A 16,017-nucleotide genomic window follows, 5' to 3' on the forward strand; every position below is an offset into this window, starting at 1 on the left:
GTCTGTTCATTGCCGTTGGTATTTCAATTCCCTGGTATCAGGATTTCAATGGTTGTTCCCTCCACATTTCCGGGAACGATGGTTAGATAATACCGGTCACCGTAATGGAGCTTGATACGTTCAGCAATATTTAAGAGGCCCAGTCCTTTTTCAGTTTGTTCACCAATGATCTCCAATTTGTATTTATGTGAATCCGCTCCGTCTAAAAGCGCACGCAGTTCGGATTCCTTGTCCGGGCTCATACCCATTCCGTTATCCATAATCCGAAATAACATTTCTCCTTGTTCTGTCCAACTGCCCTCAATCCTGATATCCATAATACGGCTGTAGTCCTCAAAACCGTGATTAATGCTGTTTTCAACAATCGGTTGAAAGACCAGAGGGATGATGCTGCACCCCAGCATTTCATCAGGTATCTCGAACTCAAACTTGAACATGTGATCAAAACGGATATTCTGAAGCTGCAGATAATTTGCTGTATATTCCAGTTCATGTTTAACTGAATGCTGCTTACCTTCCTTGGCTAAGACCAGCCGGAACATGCGTGCCAGAATTTTAATCATATCCGCGGTCTCATCATCATCTTTCATCAAAGCCTTCATACGAATGGATTCTAAGGTATTGTAGAGCATATGAGGATTGATCTGATTCTGGAGAGCGATGAATTTTGCCTGCCGCTGTTTGATTTCTCCGATATACACATCCTCTATCAAAGTTCGGATGGTTGTAATCATTTTGTTGTAGCTGTGTACCAGACTTCCGATTTCATCATTAGCCTGCTCTTTCTCTATAGCCAGATATTGTCCCACCTCAGCCTGCTTCATACTTCTCCGGAGAGCCTTGATGGGCTTGGTAATCGTATAGCTCAAACCAAATGAGAACAGCGTTATAACCAGACAACTCATCAGAATGACAACGACAGTCATGACTTTAATTTGATTAATTTTTTGAAGAAGCCTTGAGCGGGGGATATCCGTTCGAATTAACAACTCCCCTTGGGATGTCCTTCCCAATAAAACAATGTGATCTTTGGTTTCGTTATTCTTAATATAGCTGGCTCCTGAGTCCATAACTTGTTTCCAGGATAACTGTCCGCTGGCAGCATCAGAATGGTAGACGATTTGTTGCTTAAGATTAGTGATAACTACACTTATACCGTACTTATCCCTGGCCAAAATGAACTCATGATCCAGCTGCAGCAATGTAAAGGGGTCTAGATCAATCAGCAGCATTCCTGCATATGCCCCATCAGAGCTGAACAGTACTCTTCCCGCAGTTACAACCGCTCCCTCCCCTTTATCCTCATAGTAGGAACGGTCATGTAGTCCCGTGATGAAGAAGGTTTCATTCGAATTCCGTAACCCCTTGTACCACTCTTGAGCCAACAGCATGTTCTCATTCACTTTGTTTGTTGAACTGCTGAACTGATACACGCTGTCATCTCTGCTGACCAGCATCACCGTACTCATCTCCGATTTGAGCAATGCGACTCGCATCAGCAAACGCTGCACAGCAAGTCTTTGATTAACTATTTCGTCAAAGGGCAAATTTTTCGTATCGCCGAGACTGTAAATGATATCGTTATCTACAAGTACCGACTTCGTAACCTCCTCATATTCTTTTAGAAATTCATTCAAAGTACTCCTTATTTGCGAAGTATAGAGTGAAGCAAACTCCTGAGAAGATTCCTCTAACCCCTTTGCAGATTGTTGAAATATGAATGCGCTTACAGATAATAGAGGAATAACACATACCAATACATAACCAAGCATCAGCTTATTTTGTAATTTCATATTTTTTAATCTTGTAAATATTCTTCTTTTCCAAGGATTGCGGGTTCGTTCCATACAGGGCCCTTCCTTCATTAAGATTGCATTTACAAGAAAGTATACTATAGGAGATTCTGAATTGAAGAGGGATTTTTAATTTTTTTCAGGGATATTTACATGATTTTTCCGTTTCTATAAATAAAATAGTGCATGCATAGAAGCCGAACCCTATACGGGCCCGGCTACGTATACAATCTTTTCTCACGACAGTGGATTCACATGGATTTATTAAGCAAGCTAATACTGTCATCACACCACTGAATAAGGCTGCTAAATTGCTTTTTGCCATAATCATTGGTAATTAGCCAGTACTTGATATTAGGGTCATCCGGCTCTTGCTTTAGCAGCCATTCCTCAAGCCCCAAAAAAATCCGCAATGCTTCCTCCAGCTTTTTCTTATGATCCTGGATATGCCCGATAATAATGTCAGATGAAGTATTACTGCCGAAAAATACTTTTAGCAGTAATTCGTTCTTCTTCAGCATCACCATGTGTTCCATGGGCTGGGAGAGCCAATCTTTCAAGTGTTGCTTTCCCTGTTCTGTAATGCTGTATATTTTTTTATCAGGCTTGCCATCCTGGCGCTGAATTTGGACTGCCACATCCTTGTTTTTCAAAAGCTCGGCTAACCCCGGATAAATTTGGCCGTAATTTTCTTTCCAAAAATACTGCGTGCTATCTTCCATATGCTGTTTAATATCGTAGCCAGTGTGCGGACCTATGGAAAGGATACCTAGTATTGCAAGCATCGTATTCTCTTTTGCAGATAGTGAAGCCATTTGTTGTATAACCTCCTATGAAATGCTGCCAGAATCAATCCGCCAATGCACGACGAAGCTGGCATGTTTATTATAAAGTATTTTCAGCTGAAGGCACACTGCTTTAGCCCATATATTAATATAATATATATTTTTATAATAATCTTTATTGACAATGGTTTATTTGCGATTTAGATTATAAGTATGAACAGAACACTCATTCAGAAGCCCTACTACTTTTATTGGGCGTGACCTACAAAAAAGGAGCGAAGTATCATGACTATGATTGCAGTTAACTATCCGGAAGGCCGAATTTCTCTAGAGCAACGCCGCGTTCTCGCGGAGACACTGACAGATGCAGTGCTGGTTCCAGAGGTTGGACAGTTTTGCCCGCCGGCACGCGAAGGATTCCAAGTACGTTTCTCCGAGTTTTCTACCGGACATATGGGGATTGGCGGAAAATTACTAGTGGATACACCGGAAAAGGATATCATCCTCATAAATATTCTGGTCATGGACGGAGATTGGAGAAATGAGGTTCGAAAAGAAGTTATTCAGAATACACTTTCCAGTTTGGCCCAGGTCCTTGACGTAAAGGAGCCCTCTCCGGGTTGGTGGGTATCCTTCCAAGTAATTGATGAGGGTAGCTGGGGTTCCCGTGGAGGAGTATTGTCCATATTGGACCTGCTTGATTCAGGCGTCTTTACCGAAGAAAAAGCTAAGGCCATCCGCAACAATTTTTCATCCATCTAAATCTCAGAAAAATCAGGTCAAATTAATAGCTACGACAGGAGGTTAGTCATGCTTTATGTGATCAGGCACGGACAGACAGATCTGAATAAAGAAGGAAGAGTTCAGGGCCGCAAGGGGCTTCCCTTGAACAGCCCTGGAATCCAGCAAGCGGAGAAACTGAAAGAACAGATCAGCGGAATCCGGTTCGATTATATCTTCTCCTCACCACAGGAGCGGGCTGTTCAGACAGCTGAAATTGCAACTGTCATGAAGGCTAACATCGATGAGCGTCTTAATGTTTTTGACTTGGGCACAGCCGACGGCCTGAAAAAAGAAGAGGTTAGACTGGCCGGCGGCATTCCCGATCCCAGCCTTTACGAGGGAGTCGAAAATGTCGCCAATTATGTCGCCAGAGTGTTTGGATTTATGAAAGAGCTTGAGGAAAAATACGCTGGCAAAGAAATCAATATTCTCATATCCGGACACCAGTGTACCACAGGGACGATTAGAGCCTATTTCGAAGGGATGCCCGAGGATGGAAATGTTCTGAAACTTGCATCAAGAAATGGAGAACTGAGGACTTACGAGTTCTAACTTTCTTGTGAGTAAATCCCCGTATAATCAAACTCAATTGACCAATGTCCCGCCGCACGGCGTATACATCTATAGCTTGCAACGAAAAGCCGGTTCCCCAGATTCGTCTGGAAAACCTGCTTTTTTTATACCCATCATCAGGCTACAAGCAAACTTCCGCACCATACCTGAGACTGTCTTCGTTCAGCTGAATTTTTTTCAATGCTGCTCCTGTTATAAATTCATTAAAACTTCTTCAGAAATCCTTTAGAATTCTTCTACCTAATTCCTCAGATTTTTTAGTTAAGCTTTATTTACTAAAGCAAGCAAAGGAGGTGGAATATTGGTCAGTAATGCGATCTTAGAGCTAATCCATCAGTATGGATATCTGATTTTTTATCTTGCTTTTACGTTAGGTCCTTTTGGAATTCCAATCCCTAATGAAATTACAATCCTCACCGGCGCTACTCTGAGCCATATAGGAGTGATTAATCCGTGGATGACTTACCTCTGCGTTTTATCAGGGTTATTAACTGCCTTTACGCTTTCATATTTTGCAGGAAAATTCTTTGGTCAAAAGCTGAAGAACAAATTTCTGGAGAATAGACATTTGCAAAGGGCCGAGCAGATTCTAACCAAACGAGGGCATACGGCTATGTATATAGGCATGTTTATTCCCGTTGTACGATATATCATTCCGATGTTAATCGGACTGAGCGGAACAAGCTATAGACGGTTCGCCCTTATTTCATATTCTAGTGCTTTAGGTTGGACCTTACTCTTCTTCTCCGCAGGAACATTCTTTGGAAATCATATCCTCTCCAAATGGTTCAACACCTAAAAATTCCAGAAACTCATGGAGGAAAATCAAATGGGATTAAATGAAAATTTTTTATTCTTACGAAGCTTTATTCAAGATCCAAAACGGGTGGGCAGTGTTTCGCCAAGTTCCCGATTTCTGGCACGCAGCATGGTAAACCAAGCACCTTGGCATGAGATTAATGCAGTTGCAGAGCTCGGATCAGGCACTGGTGCGATTACTCGTATATTGAATACTAAGGTAACTAACACAACTAAAGTCCTGCTATTTGAGATGGATAAAACGATGCGGAATAACTTGAAGATGGAGTATCCTAACTTTTCTTGCCATCGTAATGCTGCTCATTTAGTAGAAACCATGAAAGATGCGAATATCCATCAGTTAGATTGTATTTTTAGCGGATTGCCGTTTTTTAATTTTGAACCTGCAATAAGAAATACTTTGGTTGAACAGATTTATGAATCCCTCAAACCTGAAGGATTATTTATCGCCTTTCAATATTCACTTCAAATGAAGAAGCAGCTTACCAAATATTTTAATATTGATACAATAAAGTATGTACCACTTAATTTCCCTCCCGCTTTCGTCTATGTCTGCCGTAAAAGGGGAAATGTTATAATTAAATGAAGAAGAGGAGCTGTCTAAATGAATACAATCCTTGTTGCGGATGATGATTCTGAAATTCGAGATGTAATTCATGTTTATCTACGGAATGAAGGTTACCATGTACTTGAAGCAGCAGATGGCCAGGAAGCGTTGAATCTATTACAAACAACTTCGGTTCAACTGGTTATCCTGGATGTCATGATGCCTCGGATGGATGGAATCACAGCCTGTCTCAAAATAAGGGAAATCACCAATACCCCAATTCTTATGCTGTCAGCCAAGCAGGAGGACATTGATAAAATCACAGGTCTAACTACCGGGGCAGATGATTACATGATCAAGCCTTTTAATCCGCTGGAACTACTGGCCCGTGTAAAAGCCCAGTTACGGCGTCAGTCTTTAATTGGAAAGGAAGAATTTAATTCTCTGATCATCATTAAAGACCTCATCATAGATAAAAACAAACATTCTGTGAAGATAAACGGTACAGATGTTTCATTGACTCCACTAGAGTTTGCGATTTTAACCCGGCTTGCAAGTCGGCCTGGGCACGTTTTTAGTTCGGAGCAGATTTACGAGAGTGTATGGAAAGAGCCTTATGGGTATTCCGACAATACCGTAATGGTTCATATTCGTAATTTAAGAGAAAAATTGGAGAAGAACCCACGAGAACCTTTGTATATTAAGACTGTCTGGGGAGTTGGATATAAAATTGACTGAATCTGTGCGAAAGCCGCGACAAAAAAAGCGAATTCAGACCAATATCTTAATTAGGATGGTGCTCAGTTTAATTATTACTAGTTCTATAAATATTTCTCTCAGCATTCTAATCATCCACCTTGGAAATGTAACCCAATGGGGATGGGTATTGAATGTCCTCTCCTTTCTTCTGACACCACTTTTTCTAGTGATCTTTGTCTTTACCTTTTTTTCGTTGACCCGGGGAATCGTCAGAGATTTAATATCACTGGAGCAAGGACTTCAAATCATAGCGGAAGGAAATTTGGATTACCGTGTATCTGTAGCGCGGGAAGATGAACTGGGACGTGTTGCGTTAAATATCAACCGAATGGCAGAACGTTTGGAACAACAGATTGTAAAGGAACGCGAAGTTGAAAAATCGAAGATGGAGATGATCACGGGGATCTCACACGATTTGCGTACACCTCTTACAAGCATAATCGGATATATTGAGCTTCTACGTACAGAATCATACCAAGATCAAGAAGAATATACGCGTTTTATTCAGAACACCTACAATAAAGCGATTCATTTGAAGAAACTGCTGGATGATCTGTTTGAATATACCCGGCTTACATCGGTGGATTCCCGGCTTATTCTGGAGAGAAGTGATTTGTCACAGCTTTTAAATCAATTGTTGTTTGAATTCGAACCAATTGCTCAAGAAAATAACGTACACCTTGTGAAAGATATTACTAATAGTCCAATTATCACCTTAATCGACAGTGAAAAAATCGCCAGAGCCATTGATAACCTGCTCATGAACGCCTTAAAGTATTCCCTCAAACCAGGCAGCATCTGCATACGAATGATAACGGAACCGGAACAATGTATCATTGAAGTTGAAAATAAGGGAACGCCTCTCTCAAAGGACCAAGAGAAACGTCTATTTGAACGTTTTTATAAAGTTGATCATTCCAGAAAAAGCGAAGGAATTCAAACCGGAGCAGGTCTTGGCCTTTCTATTGCCAGGAATATCGCTGAGCTGCACAAGGGAACCTTATCCCTTGAACATAGCCATGACATCTTCACTTTTCGACTAAGATTGCCTTTCCAAGAGGTTCAAGAATTTAAATCAGAAAAGTATCCGTGAGTTAGATTGTATTATTTGCGGGAGCGTTGTTGCTTTTTTTGCACAAATGAAATAACAGTACCAGATAACCGGTAACATAATTCTGCGACTAGAATACCACCCCCAATATCCGCTAAAACATGTTGTTTTACCAGTACAGTAGAAACAATTATAAGAATAGACATTGCGGTGATCATTAGCCAAATCTTTTGTCCGAAAATACGCGTTCCCCTTAGCATCAGATAGCTGGTGAGCACATGAATACTCGGAAAACAATTGTATTGCTGATCATTACTATACACAAAATTAACCACTTTATAGATGAAATCGGGTTCAGAATGAACATCGGGTCGTTGAATCCCGGTTTGAAACAGAGCGAAGAAAACATAAGAGATGATGAGACCGCTGCACTGCGCAATGAGTGTCTGAAAATAGATTTGCCTGTCCTTGAAAGCAAGAGCAATCAGCACAGCCGTAATAAACGGATACCATAGTAAGTAAGGGATAATGAAGGAAGCAACAAACGGGATCTTGAGATCCAGGCTCGTCTCAAGGCTATACACATGAACCCCCGGGTGATTCAGTATATTATAAAAAACATTTATTACAGGAACGACAAAAAGCCATAACAGGGGCATCCATACTGAATTAGAGGATCCTTTGTTAGAATACTTCAAGTTCTCAACTCCTAAATGGGATTATTCATACACCATTTTAGAGGATAATTCTGAAGAACTTCAGAGGAGCTTTCTAAAGATTTTCTGAATATTGAGATCGAAAGGATCATTCCATAGTATCAAGTTTGAAAATTGAACTTTTTCAAACAAAAAGCAACTCATCCGTAGAAGAGTTGCTTGTTATCGATACCGCTTCGCCTTATAAAGCTAATGATATAGCTTCATAATTTGACCGGGAACTTAGGTTAATTAGCAACTTGCCGAGAGACTTTGAACGAGCATATTCCCTCCTCTGACATATGAAGACTGTAGGTAATATTCCCGATTTTAGTAGTCTTCCAGCTAGCCTGTTTAGGATCTAATCTTGGCGTGTGGTCAAACATAGCGATCACTTCTTGTTGTTCCTTCATAGTAGCATCAGGTGAAAATAACGATAACAACGTTTGCATTGTCAAAGCTATTTCTACTCCCCCATCACCCTCAATGCCATTTTTCTTCATATCATCTAATGTTGCTTGCGGATAGTACTGGTATTTTTGCTGATATACGATGTTTCTCAAGCTTTTATCCACATTCATTCCAGCGGTCATCGAACCAGATACTCCAAGACTGACCTGTAACTTAGTTACTCCTCCCGTCTTTATGATCGTATAGGATTCAATCGGTCCAAGCTTGGAATTCTTATTGTATTGATTGATAAAAGCGTTCGCACTGCTGTATATCTGTGGTTCCGTCTGGATTACCTTTGATGAAGCTTTGACCGTAGCGATTGCGAAGGGATAAGGATGCTTAAGTGTAGCTGCAACAATAGTAGTGCCAATTATAATTGTCATTACCTTTAACCATTTGCTCTTCATGCTTAAATTCTCCTTTGTGGAATCTCTTTTATTTCTTTCAAATGAATTTTAATTCCGCTTCATTGATTAATTTATAAAATCACTTCCTGAGGAATCCAATAGGTAAATAATGTAAAAATAATCGCCTTTGTTCTTCCTATTATAAAGAAACTTTGGACTCCTTTCAATAAACTGAAGTCCACAAACATTTAGAAGACGCAGGCACAAGACAATTTAGTTATTTGAGAGCCGCGATCTGATATGCTTTCCATTCGGTTTCGTCCATTAGTTTTATATCCTCATCAATTCGGAGCTTTAATACATAATCAGTGAAGCTCTGGTCTATTTCCTGTTTGAATGTTCTGCTTAAGTAGCTGGCGTTCAGATGAAATCTTTTGGAGACGAATCCTAACGAGAGCTCCGGGTGCCCCCGCCATATAAATCCCCATACCGCAGTGCTTCTAAAGCTTCTTTGTAGCTCTCTCTTAACCGATTAAGTTCATTGTAAGAATTTCCGACTCCTACGGTGAAAAAAAGGGGGGAATCTGATTAAGCTTTGATAAGTTCCAAATTCTTTTCCGATACTGATGGCGCTGCATTTGGCATCATGGATGATATTATGTTCGATAATCCAGCCTTTGCTCCAATTCGTACCAAGGAGGCCAGGCGATATCAACAGCTTAAAGAAAACAGTCGAAAGACATGATATTTAACATAGTTTGAGTATGTTTACAGTCACATCCGGAAAAAACTTAATTGTGTTACGATTTATCTTATTACTCTTGAGGAGTTTTAATAATGTCAACAACTTGCGAAAGAGGTGTGTAATTGAAACTTCCAACAATCCAATTCGGACATATTAAATCGAGAGTTCCTGTTATTCAAGGTGGAATGGGTGTAGGCATATCCTTAAGTGGACTAGCCGCTGCTGTAGCCAGTGCAGGCGGGATCGGCACCATCTCTGGTACAGGAATCACTGCTGATGAGCTGAGAATGCATATTCGCAAAACAAGAGAACTCTCTAATGGGGTTGGATATATCGGTGTAAATGTACTATTCGCAGTGAAGGATTTTGCCGAAAAAATGAAGATTGCTTTGGAGGAAAAGGTTGACTTTATTATTTCCGGAGCCGGTATTTCTAGAGATATTTATGCTTGGGGTAAAGAATATGGTACTCCTGTCGTAACTATTGTTTCATCCGCCAAATTAGCGCGAATTTCCGAAAGACTTGGTGCCTCCGCAGTCGTTGTGGAAGGGTTCGAAGCTGGGGGCCATTTAGGTACAGACAGATCCATGTTTGATATCCTTCCTGAAGTCTTAGAGGCCGTTTCGATTCCGGTTATTGCTGCGGGTGGAATTCTGACAGGGGATGATATCGCAAAAGCCCTTCGGATGGGTGCATCTGGTGTTCAAATGGGCACCCGTTTTGTAGCTAGTCATGAGTGTGATGCTCCCTTAGCCTTCAAGCAAAAGTACGTAGATGCTCAGCAAGGAGATACTGTCCTCATCAAGTCTACTGTTGGTCTAGAAGGTAGAGCGATTCGGAATGAATTTACGGACCGGATCAGTAATGATGCCAAATTAAGGATAGTCAAATGCTATGATTGTCTAAAGGTTTGTTCACATCGCTTCTGTACAATGGAATCCCTGCTCACTTCCCTTAGAGGAGATGTTAAGAACGGTTTGGTTTTTGCTGGATCCAGAGTTCATGAGATAAAAGAGATTTTGTCCGTACAGCAGATTATCGACAATTTAATGAATGAGTATCAAGGGGCATTGAACCCGGCAACTTAAGGTTGTTATAAGATTCAAAAGCACGATTAACCACTTAAGCAAGCTTGGGATTTCCGAGCGTAAGTGGTTTTTTATTTCGCTTGATACTCAAATTTAGTTATATTTAATAAGCTTTTGGGTTGTATTTAACTAAAGATTTCCGTACCTTTCTTTTTAATTGCAACAACAGCTAAATATCTTCACAGCCAAATGCAATATGCAGAATACCAAGAATATTCGCAAATGATGACTGGATATATGTACTATTTAGAGCACCACTTAACAATTTGCCCTCTCCCTTTCTCATGTATTTTTATGAGTTGGTTTAATTCAAAAATTCGCTGAACTATATCTTCTGAAAAAATTCTAATATGGTCCTTGAAGCGTTCTTTGAATGCTATCATCATAAAGCCCCCCTAATCTATAAAATAATAAAAGCAACTCGTCCGTAGACAAGTTGCATAATAAACGTTCCTTTTGTAGCGGATGCTTCTTGTAATGTGCACTCACCGCTTCGCCTTATAAAACTCATGATACAACTTCATGAGAGCCCTCTTCTCTATCCTCGAAACATAGCTCCGCGAGATCCCCAGCTCCTTCGCAATCTCCCGTTGCGTCCGCTCTTCCCCGCCCGTATCGAGACCAAAGCGGCCAACCACCACTTCCTTCTCCCGGTCATCCAGAATATCCAGATTACGATAAATCTTGCTCTTCTCAATCTTCAGATCTACTTCCTTCACAATATCATCTGCATCGGAACCAAGGATGTCGATCAGCGTAATCTCATTGCCTTCCTTGTCCGTCCCTATGGGGTCATGCAGGGATCATCCTTTTTGGTCTTTTTAAGCGATCTCAAATGCATCAGGATTTCGTTTTCAATACAGCGGGCAGCAAAAGTAGCGAGCTTCGTGCCTTTGTTCAGCCGGTAGCTCTCGATAGCTTTGATCAGCCCAATGGTGCCGACGGAGATGAGGTCCTCCATGTCTACCCCTGTGTTGTCGAATTTTTTGAGGTTGTGGACACGATGCGATGTAAAAAACAAACCAATTACGATCGTTCCTGATTCAAATTTGCTTGTTTTTATATTCAAATACGCGATCAAAACCAGCCTTGGACCGCTTAATCAACTGCTCCGGTGTTTCCACCGGCGCATGCAGAGTAAGTATTTCTTGTGATACGACGCCATCATAACCGATATGCTGCAAAGCCTGCACAAATCCGGCTAAATCAATCACCCCTTCTCCGGGATACAGCCGATCGTTATCCAGCACCTTTTCCACCGGCACATTTCGTGCATCATTGATATGCACATAAACAATTTGACAGGCCTGCAGCCGTTCGATATCCGCAATGGTCCCACCGTTTGTATACCAATGATAAGCGTCCAGCAGCAAACCGACATTCGGTTCCCCGATGGCATCAATCCAGTCCAGCGTCTCTTCCATCGTCCAAATAAATGGATATTTCCAGAATGTCCGCAAATGATACGGGCCGACGAATTCAAGTCCAAGCCGCAGACCGTAAACGCCGAGAATCTGGGCGCATAGCTTCAGCCGCCGGGTGGCAAGCGCCATGAAATGCGCTGGCTTCATATCTGTTGACGGTAAAATGTAAGTGCAGCAGCATGTGCAGCCAAGGGCTCTTGCCGCTGCAGCTTCTTCTATCAAGGCAGACAGGCCAGCCCGGAATTCATCGTCACTCGCCCGCCATTCTACTGGTAATCCAATAGAGCCAATAATAACGCCATGCTTGGCTAGCTTCTCTCTTGCCCCCGCTGTTCCGAGCCGGTCGATCAGCTCTTTGGCACTGAAATCCACCGCCTGAAATCCGGCTTCAGATGCCAATTCGATCATACGCTCCGGACTTTCAACTGCTCCAATCCCCTCCTGTGTCAACCCTCTTAACATTGTCGAATCCTCCTAAAGTTGTGGTAATTTCCGAACGCCCACACCTTTGAAACTGATTTACTATATTAACCTCAAAAACGAACATTTAAAGGGGATACCCTGTTACTCGTTAAAATAAACCGCTTTGCCTGTACGTGCCGATTCGTAGATTGCTTCCAAAATTAATGAAACTGCATATGCCTGCTCAGGTTTTACGAGCGGTTCCTTGTCCTGATCAATGGCCTCGATCCACTTTCTCATCTCCAGGTCAGGCGCACTTTCCTCTTTACCGTCATAGAAAGCCACTCCGCCCGCTCCAAGCTCAATCTGGTTCGTATACATACGGCCAAATTGTTCACCATTAATACGCAAGCCATTCTTCATGTCCGCGCCTGCTTCCGTTCCGCTTAAGCTGCATTTGGCCTCATCCACTTCCAGCGAGTTAAGCGCCCAGCTGGATTCCAGCATGATTGTCGCGCCATTCTCCATAACAATCATTCCAAAGGCCGAATCCTCAACTTTAAATTTCTCAGGGTCCCAAGGTCCCCATGCGTTGGCGGCATTTTCCCGTTGCGACAGCTCATGATATTTAGTACCCAAGACGACCTTTGGCTTATAATTGTCCATCATCCATAAGGTCAGATCAAGCGCATGGGTGCCGATATCAATCAAAGGCCCTCCTCCCTGCTTTTCCTCATCCAGAAAAACACCCCAGGTCGGTACAGCTCTTCTTCTGATCGCATGAGCCTTAGCATAATAAATGTGACCCAGTTGTCCTTCCTCGCAGAGCTTCTTCAAATACAAGCTGTCTTCTCTAAAGCGGTTGTTGTAGCCAACCGTTAATTTCTTTCCGGTTCTCTCAGCTGCTTCTACCATTCTTTTGGCATCTGCTGCTGTTTTAGCCATTGGCTTCTCACACATTACATGCTTGCCGGCTTCTAAAGCGGCGATGGAAATTTCCGCATGTGATTCGTTCGGTGTCAATACATGAATAACATCTATTGTACCGTCCTCTAATAAGGCTGTGTAATCTGTATAGACTCTGGCGTTTTTGCCTCCATATTGCTTGGCAGCCTGTTCAGCCCGCTCTTCCACAATATCGCAGAACGCAACGATTTCGATATTCTTTAACTTACTTAAGCTTGGAAAATGTTTACCGTTCGCGATTCCGCCACACCCGATTATTCCAATACGATAGCTTTTAGTCATCCTTATCATCCTCACTTTATAGAGTTTTCTCTGCGATATACAGCGGGGGTCATGCCGAGGCGCTTGCGAAAAACATTATGCAGATAGGTCGCATTGGCAAATCCTTCTGATTGAGCAATATGTTCAATAGAGAGAACGCTTTCAGATAGCTTGTGACAGACTCCTTGCAAACGTATATCCTCGAGAATTCTGCTAAACGTTTGTTCAGGGTTAACCTTTTTAAAAACCCTTTGCAACTGCCTGGAGCTGATATTCAGTTTTTCAGCAACAGTGTCCAGGGTTACTCCGCTTGAAATATTAGCCTTCATGTATTGAATGGCAAAATGGTACCTGTAGTTCAACATATCCCGTACTGGAGCTTCTGTAACTATTCCGCCCAGATCATACGCTCTTACGGCCTTCAACAGAATACTGATTACCTGATGCTTGATGGAGGTATAATATCCGGACAGCTTCCCGTCATACGCTTCATAGGCTTCAAGAAAGCAATCCATGGCATGATAACGATCCCGGATAGGAAAAAGGGGCAAATGCCGCAGCTTCCCGACACATTCTTCAGCTTCCGCTACCTCCCATGGGTCCGCTCCATCTCTAGGTTTCTCTTTGATATCAATATGCAGGCAAAATTCATCCATCGCCTCTTCGCAGTTCGCTTCCTGATAATGCATAACACCTGGTCCGGTTAAGTAAAGCATCCCCTCTGCTAATGCATACTCCTGCTCACCCAAGATTACCTTTCCCTTACCTTTGGGGATGAAATGAAATTCAAACTCGGCGTGATTATGGAAATCAATGATTTTCCCAGGCGGAAAGGATGTTAAGTGAAACCTGAGCACTGTAATTTCATAATGTCCCCATAGAATCGAGATATCAAGCCTTTCCAGAATATCCGGTTTTTGAGACATCATTTGGTAGATCAATTGTTTACCTCAGACAAAGCAACCACACGTCCTTCTTTAGCCGAGCGGTTAGCGGACTCCATTAAGGCAGTAAGTTCAACAGCTACCCGGATATTCTCATCAGCGCGTGTATCATGTTGAACATGGCCCACCCACTGCTGAAAAGCGCTCTCCCTATGGTCTTTCAGAGCTATTTCCGTCCAGTTGCCAGAGATTCCGTTATCTAAATTGGTCTTAAGCAGCAATTTTTCTTCCGGTGTTCCAAATAAAAGAGACCCTTCGGTTCCATGGACCTCGATCGTAAACGGGGAATGACTGTTCACAAACCCGGCTTCTACAACTCCGATCGCACCTGATTTCGTAAAAAGTGTCACAACAGCATTATCTTCTACTTCTTTGCCTGTGATGTAGCCGAAATTCGCATTCACCCCGGTAACTTCTTCGCTCAAAAATAGCCGGGATAAATACATAGGGTGGCAGCCAAGGTCAATTAGCGCGCCTCCTGCGCATTGCTCCAAACTATAGAAATGATCAGGCAACCAGTCCGCAAGCGCCCCATTATGTGATAAACGGACCCGGACATATGTGATCTCACCGAGCAAGCCTTGACTTATCAGTTCTTGAATGGATAGGGTATATCCATCGTTTAACCGTGGCAATGAAACCGTTAATTTCAGCTGTCTTGCTTCAATCGTCGAAATGATATCATTAACTTCCTTTACCGTTGGAGCAATCACCTTCTCAGTGAATATATGTTTTCCCGCCCCGGCAGCAGCCACCAGTACTTCTGTGTGCCTATTGGTTGGCGCATCCACAATTACGGCATCCACATTTTTTTGCGCAAGCATATCATTTAATGAAGTGAAAAAGGGAACTCCCAAAGATTCAGCCGCTTTCTTCCCACGCTCTGCATCTTCATCCCATACTGCTGCAATAAAAGTATCCTCATGCTCTTGTGCTTGTTTCACATAGTCCCAGGCATGGACATGCCAAAAGCTAATTACTCCTATCCCAATGCTCATCAGCCTTACCCTCCAATATATATAATCATGACATCTATTTATAAAGTATCATGATCGCAACTATTTTTTAATAGAGAATAACGACAATCAATATATAATATTACGACATTTGTTATTTCACAATTATTACTCATTCGAGAGCATCGTGCTTGTATAGGCTTCTTGTTCTTTTTTTAGTCTTCCACCGTATAACGTCTTAGATAGTGTCCTTCCTTCTCCAACCTTTTAGCTTAACACCTTAGGTTCGGTGCATAGTTAATCAAGAAAAGCCGAGCTCCTGCTGCTCGACTCTTCAAAAAGTATAACTGAAATTGCAATAGAAACAGGCTTTAACTCCTCAAGCTACATAGTTAAATCAGGCACCTTCTCCATCCGGAAATCTTACAGAGACCTATTCTTAATTTGCGCCATGTCATCTTAGGGATATCCATTGGTTCTTATCATTTTTTTCGTAAAGATGTAGCAATGAGATATGTAGATCATACACCTCTTTGTATGTCATTTTAATGCCCCTTAAATGGTATTTTCCTATCATATCCCCTTGACCTGATCCATCAAAAACCAAAAAGCAACTCATCCGCAGA

At 42.0% G+C, this 16,017-nt stretch carries 15 protein-coding genes and 2 pseudogenes; 7 read left to right on the forward strand and 10 right to left on the reverse strand.

Features of this window, described 5'->3' with window-relative positions; translation table 11 throughout:
- Nucleotides 1–23 precede the first annotated feature (23 nt).
- The gene (locus A3848_RS15180) at nucleotides 24–1,637 is read right to left on the reverse strand and encodes a sensor histidine kinase (RefSeq protein ID WP_305953431.1); all 1,614 of its coding nucleotides are present in this window, start codon (nucleotides 1,635–1,637) and stop codon (nucleotides 24–26) included.
- A 407-nt stretch (nucleotides 1,638–2,044) separates the two neighbouring features.
- Complete coding sequence (locus A3848_RS15185) at nucleotides 2,045–2,608, reverse strand: PadR family transcriptional regulator (protein ID WP_074085775.1); 564 nt, start codon at nucleotides 2,606–2,608, stop codon at nucleotides 2,045–2,047.
- Between the two features lie 255 nt (nucleotides 2,609–2,863).
- On the opposite strand from A3848_RS15185, the gene A3848_RS15190 reads away from it, so the two are divergent.
- The 6 genes from A3848_RS15190 (at nucleotide 2,864) to A3848_RS15215 (ending at nucleotide 7,152) form a co-directional block, all read left to right on the forward strand.
- Nucleotides 2,864–3,340 carry a tautomerase family protein gene (locus A3848_RS15190; RefSeq protein WP_074085776.1) on the forward strand — a complete coding sequence of 159 codons (477 nt, stop codon included), beginning with the start codon at nucleotides 2,864–2,866 and terminating at the stop codon, nucleotides 3,338–3,340.
- 48 nt (nucleotides 3,341–3,388) lie between these two features.
- Complete coding sequence (locus A3848_RS15195; protein ID WP_074085777.1) at nucleotides 3,389–3,913, forward strand: histidine phosphatase family protein; 525 nt, start codon at nucleotides 3,389–3,391, stop codon at nucleotides 3,911–3,913.
- A 322-nt stretch (nucleotides 3,914–4,235) separates the two neighbouring features.
- Entirely contained in the window at nucleotides 4,236–4,733 is a 498-nt protein-coding gene (locus tag A3848_RS15200) for a DedA family protein (protein ID WP_074085778.1), read from the forward strand.
- Between the two features lie 30 nt (nucleotides 4,734–4,763).
- Complete coding sequence (locus A3848_RS15205; RefSeq protein WP_074085779.1) at nucleotides 4,764–5,339, forward strand: class I SAM-dependent methyltransferase; 576 nt, start codon at nucleotides 4,764–4,766, stop codon at nucleotides 5,337–5,339.
- 18 nt (nucleotides 5,340–5,357) lie between these two features.
- Nucleotides 5,358–6,038 carry a response regulator transcription factor gene (locus A3848_RS15210; protein ID WP_074085780.1) on the forward strand — a complete coding sequence of 227 codons (681 nt, stop codon included), beginning with the start codon at nucleotides 5,358–5,360 and terminating at the stop codon, nucleotides 6,036–6,038.
- Nucleotides 6,031–7,152 (forward strand): sensor histidine kinase, encoded by a 1,122-nt coding sequence (locus tag A3848_RS15215; protein WP_074085781.1) that lies wholly within the window; start codon nucleotides 6,031–6,033, stop codon nucleotides 7,150–7,152. The genes A3848_RS15210 and A3848_RS15215 overlap by 8 nt, the downstream gene beginning before the upstream one ends.
- 11 nt (nucleotides 7,153–7,163) lie before the next feature.
- Here the strand turns inward: A3848_RS15215 and A3848_RS15220 are convergent, their stop codons facing one another.
- The 3 genes and pseudogenes from A3848_RS15220 to A3848_RS33430 form a co-directional block, all read right to left on the reverse strand.
- A complete protein-coding gene (locus tag A3848_RS15220) occupies nucleotides 7,164–7,808 on the reverse strand; it encodes a phosphatase PAP2 family protein (RefSeq protein WP_074085782.1) in 645 nt (214 codons plus the stop codon).
- Nucleotides 7,809–8,053: 245 nt separating this feature from the next.
- Entirely contained in the window at nucleotides 8,054–8,665 is a 612-nt protein-coding gene (locus A3848_RS15225; RefSeq protein ID WP_074085783.1) for a hypothetical protein, read from the reverse strand.
- A 387-nt stretch (nucleotides 8,666–9,052) separates the two neighbouring features.
- Nucleotides 9,053–9,163 (reverse strand): annotated as a pseudogene (locus A3848_RS33430) (hypothetical protein); the annotation flags it as partial.
- A 309-nt stretch (nucleotides 9,164–9,472) separates the two neighbouring features.
- Here A3848_RS33430 and A3848_RS15230 point away from each other — a divergent pair.
- Entirely contained in the window at nucleotides 9,473–10,438 is a 966-nt protein-coding gene (locus A3848_RS15230; RefSeq protein WP_074085784.1) for an NAD(P)H-dependent flavin oxidoreductase, read from the forward strand.
- 485 nt (nucleotides 10,439–10,923) lie between these two features.
- Here A3848_RS15230 and sigK read toward each other — a convergent pair.
- From sigK to A3848_RS15255, 5 genes and pseudogenes are all read right to left on the reverse strand, one after another.
- Nucleotides 10,924–11,435: pseudogene (gene sigK, locus A3848_RS15235) on the reverse strand (RNA polymerase sporulation sigma factor SigK); the annotation flags it as partial.
- A 46-nt stretch (nucleotides 11,436–11,481) separates the two neighbouring features.
- Nucleotides 11,482–12,324 (reverse strand): sugar phosphate isomerase/epimerase family protein, encoded by an 843-nt coding sequence (locus tag A3848_RS15240; protein ID WP_074085785.1) that lies wholly within the window; start codon nucleotides 12,322–12,324, stop codon nucleotides 11,482–11,484.
- Between the two features lie 102 nt (nucleotides 12,325–12,426).
- Complete coding sequence (locus A3848_RS15245) at nucleotides 12,427–13,512, reverse strand: Gfo/Idh/MocA family protein (RefSeq protein ID WP_074085786.1); 1,086 nt, start codon at nucleotides 13,510–13,512, stop codon at nucleotides 12,427–12,429.
- Nucleotides 13,513–13,523: 11 nt separating this feature from the next.
- The gene (locus A3848_RS15250; RefSeq protein ID WP_074085894.1) at nucleotides 13,524–14,420 is read right to left on the reverse strand and encodes an AraC family transcriptional regulator; all 897 of its coding nucleotides are present in this window, start codon (nucleotides 14,418–14,420) and stop codon (nucleotides 13,524–13,526) included.
- An 8-nt stretch (nucleotides 14,421–14,428) separates the two neighbouring features.
- Nucleotides 14,429–15,433, reverse strand: coding sequence for a Gfo/Idh/MocA family protein (locus tag A3848_RS15255; RefSeq protein WP_074085787.1), 1,005 nt, complete (start codon nucleotides 15,431–15,433; stop codon nucleotides 14,429–14,431).
- Nucleotides 15,434–16,017: the final 584 nt, after the last annotated feature.

The sequence above is a fragment of the Paenibacillus sp. P32E genome (assembly GCF_001909085.1).
In the GTDB taxonomy this organism is placed as follows: domain Bacteria; phylum Bacillota; class Bacilli; order Paenibacillales; family Paenibacillaceae; genus Paenibacillus_AQ; species Paenibacillus_AQ helianthi.

Bases quoted from the DNA above. Each gene is read 5' to 3' on its own strand.
- A3848_RS15225 (WP_074085783.1), bottom strand. From the start codon at position 8,665: ATGAAGAGCAAATGGTTAAAGGTAATGACAATTATAATTGGCACTACT.
- A3848_RS15205 (WP_074085779.1), top strand. From the start codon at position 4,764: ATGGGATTAAATGAAAATTTTTTATTCTTACGAAGCTTTATTCAAGAT.
- A3848_RS15185 (WP_074085775.1), bottom strand. From the start codon at position 2,608: ATGGCTTCACTATCTGCAAAAGAGAATACGATGCTTGCAATACTAGGT.
- A3848_RS15245 (WP_074085786.1), bottom strand. From the start codon at position 13,512: ATGACTAAAAGCTATCGTATTGGAATAATCGGGTGTGGCGGAATCGCG.
- A3848_RS15250 (WP_074085894.1), bottom strand. From the start codon at position 14,420: ATGATGTCTCAAAAACCGGATATTCTGGAAAGGCTTGATATCTCGATT.
- A3848_RS15195 (WP_074085777.1), top strand. From the start codon at position 3,389: ATGCTTTATGTGATCAGGCACGGACAGACAGATCTGAATAAAGAAGGA.
- A3848_RS15255 (WP_074085787.1), bottom strand. From the start codon at position 15,433: ATGAGCATTGGGATAGGAGTAATTAGCTTTTGGCATGTCCATGCCTGG.
- A3848_RS15210 (WP_074085780.1), top strand. From the start codon at position 5,358: ATGAATACAATCCTTGTTGCGGATGATGATTCTGAAATTCGAGATGTA.
- A3848_RS15190 (WP_074085776.1), top strand. From the start codon at position 2,864: ATGACTATGATTGCAGTTAACTATCCGGAAGGCCGAATTTCTCTAGAG.
- A3848_RS15240 (WP_074085785.1), bottom strand. From the start codon at position 12,324: ATGTTAAGAGGGTTGACACAGGAGGGGATTGGAGCAGTTGAAAGTCCG.